Genomic DNA, 3,669 nt, shown 5'->3' with positions numbered 1-3,669 from the left:
AGCACCGGCAGGAGTCCGATAAGCTCACGCTGGCCGCATAACCACCCGAACACGTGTCCACTTTCGCGGGGGAAGGCCCGGGCCTCGAATCCCGTGTCGGAATCCCACGGCCGATGCCGGTATCACCACCGGATGCGACATCGGCCGTGACACTGCCCAGGCCGAAGGCCGGCGGCATCAGCCGTTTCGCGCGAACCCTCGAGAAGACGACACGAGCGAGTGCCCCCAGCGTCCGACACATCGCGAGACCGAGAACGGCAGGCCGCGAGGGCGGCATCCGACACCAGCGGCGAGACACTGCAGCCCGGCTGCGACCTGCCCAAACGAAGGGACTGAAGAGTGAACGCACAGCCGCCGCCGGAACACCCTTGGGCCTCGGAGCCCTCCAGCACCGGGGACGGAGTTCCTGCATGGGGCCGCCGACTCACAGCGCCATGCCCCGACTGCGGCCTGCCGACCCACCGCCACCGCACACTCGACCTTGACGGCGTCACCATCTATCGCGCCAACGCAGGCCCCGACCCCACCCGTATCGACCCGGCCCCCGGCGAACACGCCGAAGGGAAAGTATGGATCGCCCTCGTTCCGGGCGACTTCCCAGCCCGCTACTTCGCCGACGAGGAGATCTACCACCTGGCCGGGGGCATCGCCTGGCCAGGAGAACACCACCGTGACTACGGCGTCGCGAAAATCGCCCATGCCGCCTGCTGCCCCGGACGTCATCAAACGTCCCCCCTCAGCAGCCGCGGAGCCGCTGAACTCTGGCGCGCCATGCGCCTCAGACTCGCCCGACGCCCCCACTGAAGCCGTCCTGCGTTTCCACGGGATGGAGATCGCCGCCCCGGCGGGCCCTTTCTCTCCGGGGCGGTCGATCAGCTGTTGTCCCACCCCTGCTCGAAACGGGAAAACATATGACTACCGACCTTCACGCTGACGAGATCACGACGGGGTTGTCCGACTTCGATGCCTTAGCCGGCCCGATCCCCCGCGGTCACGTCACAGTCGCCGCAGCACGGTCCTCCGCAGGCACGACCGCGTTCGTCCTGAGCGTGGCACGCCACAATGACGAAGCCGGTCGACAAGTCGTACTTGCCACCTTTGAAAGCGGCACCGACACGCTCATGGGCAATCTGGTCTCCGCCACCACCTCGGTGAACACGGACCGCCCGCTGTCCATCAACAAAGGCCGCCGCATACGCATCCAGCGCGTCCGCACCACGATAGAGCAGTCCCAGCTGCTGTTGTGGAGCAGCCAGCTCAAGGCCGGCCCCTGGAGCGTCAAAGATCTGTTCGAGCGATTGGCCATCAAGCCAGGCCTCGATCTCGTCATCGTGGACGGATACGGCCTGGCTTCTTACGACGAGCCCTCGCAAGGTGCCACCTTTGCCGCCCTGCAACGTATCGCCCGCGAACGCAACACCGCCGTCCTGGTGACCGCCTACCTCACGCCGCACAACGGCACATCCGAGACCGATCTCCCCACGCTCGCGGAGCTCAGCGAGCTGGATCACCCCGTGGCAGAAGCCGAGACCGTCATGATCCTTCACCGCCCCGACCGGGAGGGCACTGTCCAGCAGCGGCGCGGAGAGGTCGACCTCATCGCGGTCAGGGGCTGGGAGGGAACCGGCAGCACAACCGTGCGCTTCGAACCTGAATACCACCGATTCGTCGACCTGCCCAACACCTGACCTACCGATGGCCGGGGCAGCAGCAGGTCCTCCAGCTGCAGCGGGCCGGGGCGGGGCGTGAGCGGTTCGCTGCGCGACGCGGAACGGATCCTCACCGCCCCCAGGCCGCCCTCGCGATGACGGACCTGGCTGTTCTCATCGAAGGTCGCCTGAATCGAAAGCAGATGGCGGCGGTGTTCCGGGAGAAGCCGCCGCCCTCGCCTTTGCCTGTCTGGGTGCCGGGCCTGCGTCTGCAGATCACCGCAACCCCGTGTGCCAGCACAGCGGCTTCGAACAGCGCGCGCACTGAACTGACACAACCGTCAGTCTCGCGAGGCTGAGGGGCGGCGGGCGAGGATGTCGTCGATGCGTGAGGCGTGGGCCACCCAGGCCGCGGCGGCCGGCGCTATGAAGCCGAGAACCGTGTGAATGTCATCCCTGCGGGCTTCGAGTGGTAGGTGCCAGATGCCCTCGTGGTGGGCGATGCGGTTGCGGAACTTGTGCAGTCGTTTGACCGGGTCTTCCACCGTGTTCAGGGCACGAGTGGGGGCGCGGGGGAAGGCTCCGGCCAGGTCGGGCCAGAGACTGGCGGTGTACTGGCGGGCGAGCAGGAAGCGCCAGAACCCGAAGCTCAGCTCCGCGATGACCTTCCCGCGCGGAATAGGGGCGCTCCCTCTTCGGAGGCGCTGGTGGGCCTGGATGATGTCGGCGCGGGCCTTGTCACTGAGCGGGACCGAGGGATCGTTGTACCACTCGGCGCTTCGGCCGCGGCGATGCTGGCGGGCTACGAGCCGGGCATCGAGCGCGTTGCGGAGCATGATCTCCAGATGTCCCAGCTGTTCGAAGAACGCTGCGGCGAGGTCGCTGTTCCACCGGTACAACGCGAGTGAGGTGTCCGGATTTCCGGCGCACGCGTCCAGGTAGGGCTTCAGCCGGTCGGGGGTGATCAGCGTGGTGACGGCTTTGTCGGCGGGCGGCTCAGGGCTGCCGGGCGAGGTACTGGGCATGATGGGGCGATCTTAGGTACACTGAGCGGCGAAGACCCTGGAATCGTCCCTGGTAGTCCCTCGCGGGGCAGGCCACACGCCCAGGGTTCAGACTTTTCGTAAGGGCCGCTCCGGGAGACCGGGCGGCCCTTACGCGTGCCCGGGGGCAGGGCGTTATGAGGTGGGCCCGGTGGGCGGCGACCAGGGTCTGCCACCGCTCCCGCGTCGCCGTTTCGCCATCGAGCCATCGGGTGCGGGGCACGCAGTCGGGCAGAGGGACGCCGGCCATGAAGCGGGCGATCTCGGTGAAGTAGGCGAAGTCGCCGGTGGCGGTCAGCGTACGCAACCGGTCGATGGTGGCGGTCAGGTCCTCGTCTTCGCCGCGGACTGCGTGGTGGAAGTGGATGGGCCGCGCTTCGGTGCCCCGGATCGCGGATGCCATCACCCGCGTCGGGAACATCCTCAAAAGCCTGAACAAGGGCCGCTAATCGCCGACGGGACAGGCAACGGTGACCTGCGCTACGTGCCAGTCAGCATGAAACGTCGCCTCACCCTCAAGAGCGGCAGTACGGTATTTGTACGGTGGAAGTACGCCAGTCTTACGGTTCATGAGGTAGAGTCTGCATCAGGAGGTGTTCCATGTCCGAGTTGTTCGATGCGGTCGACGCGTTGGTCGCGTCCCGCTCTGCTCTGCCGTCGGCGGAGGAGCGCAAGCGGCTGCGGGTCGCACACGGCCTGACGCTGGACGATGTCGCCGGAGCCCTGAAGGTGCGGCGGGCCACGGTGTCCGCCTGGGAGTCGGTGAAGAAGCCGACCGAGCCGCGCGGCCCGGAACGTGAGGCGTACGCGCGGCTGCTCAAGCAGCTCGCGGAGCTCTACCCGGCCCCGGTTCCCGCCACGTTCACCGGCACCCCCGCCCCGGCGGAAGCCCGTCCTCTGTCTACAGGGGAGGCGTCCGTGGCTGCGGTCATGACCGCAACCGAGAACACCCAGACCCCCGCCCCGGCTCCCGTCGC

Annotated in this window: 4 protein-coding genes; 3 read left to right on the top strand and 1 reads right to left on the bottom strand. The window is 67.6% G+C overall.

What is annotated here, in order from left to right:
* Window positions 1-339: 339 nt before the first annotated feature.
* Window positions 340-804 carry a DUF6083 domain-containing protein gene (locus LCE31_RS37835; protein ID WP_225022672.1) on the top strand — a complete coding sequence of 155 codons (465 nt, stop codon included), beginning with the start codon at window positions 340-342 and terminating at the stop codon, window positions 802-804.
* A 107-nt stretch (window positions 805-911) separates the two neighbouring features.
* Window positions 912-1,688 (top strand): DnaB-like helicase C-terminal domain-containing protein, encoded by a 777-nt coding sequence (locus LCE31_RS37830; protein WP_225022670.1) that lies wholly within the window; start codon window positions 912-914, stop codon window positions 1,686-1,688.
* A gap of 302 nt (window positions 1,689-1,990) precedes the next feature.
* Here the strand turns inward: LCE31_RS37830 and LCE31_RS37825 are convergent, their stop codons facing one another.
* Window positions 1,991-2,674, bottom strand: a complete 684-nt coding sequence (locus tag LCE31_RS37825) for an Abi family protein (protein ID WP_225022668.1) — start codon at window positions 2,672-2,674, stop codon at window positions 1,991-1,993.
* Between the two features lie 618 nt (window positions 2,675-3,292).
* Here LCE31_RS37825 and LCE31_RS37820 point away from each other — a divergent pair.
* On the top strand, window positions 3,293-3,669 hold a 377-nt coding region (locus tag LCE31_RS37820; RefSeq protein ID WP_308042407.1), incomplete at its 3' end, for a helix-turn-helix domain-containing protein.

The sequence above is a fragment of the Streptomyces sp. 8L genome (genome assembly GCF_020176795.1).
Classification (GTDB): Bacteria; Actinomycetota; Actinomycetes; order Streptomycetales; family Streptomycetaceae; genus Streptomyces.
This window is presented reverse-complemented; position numbering and strand designations above follow the sequence as displayed.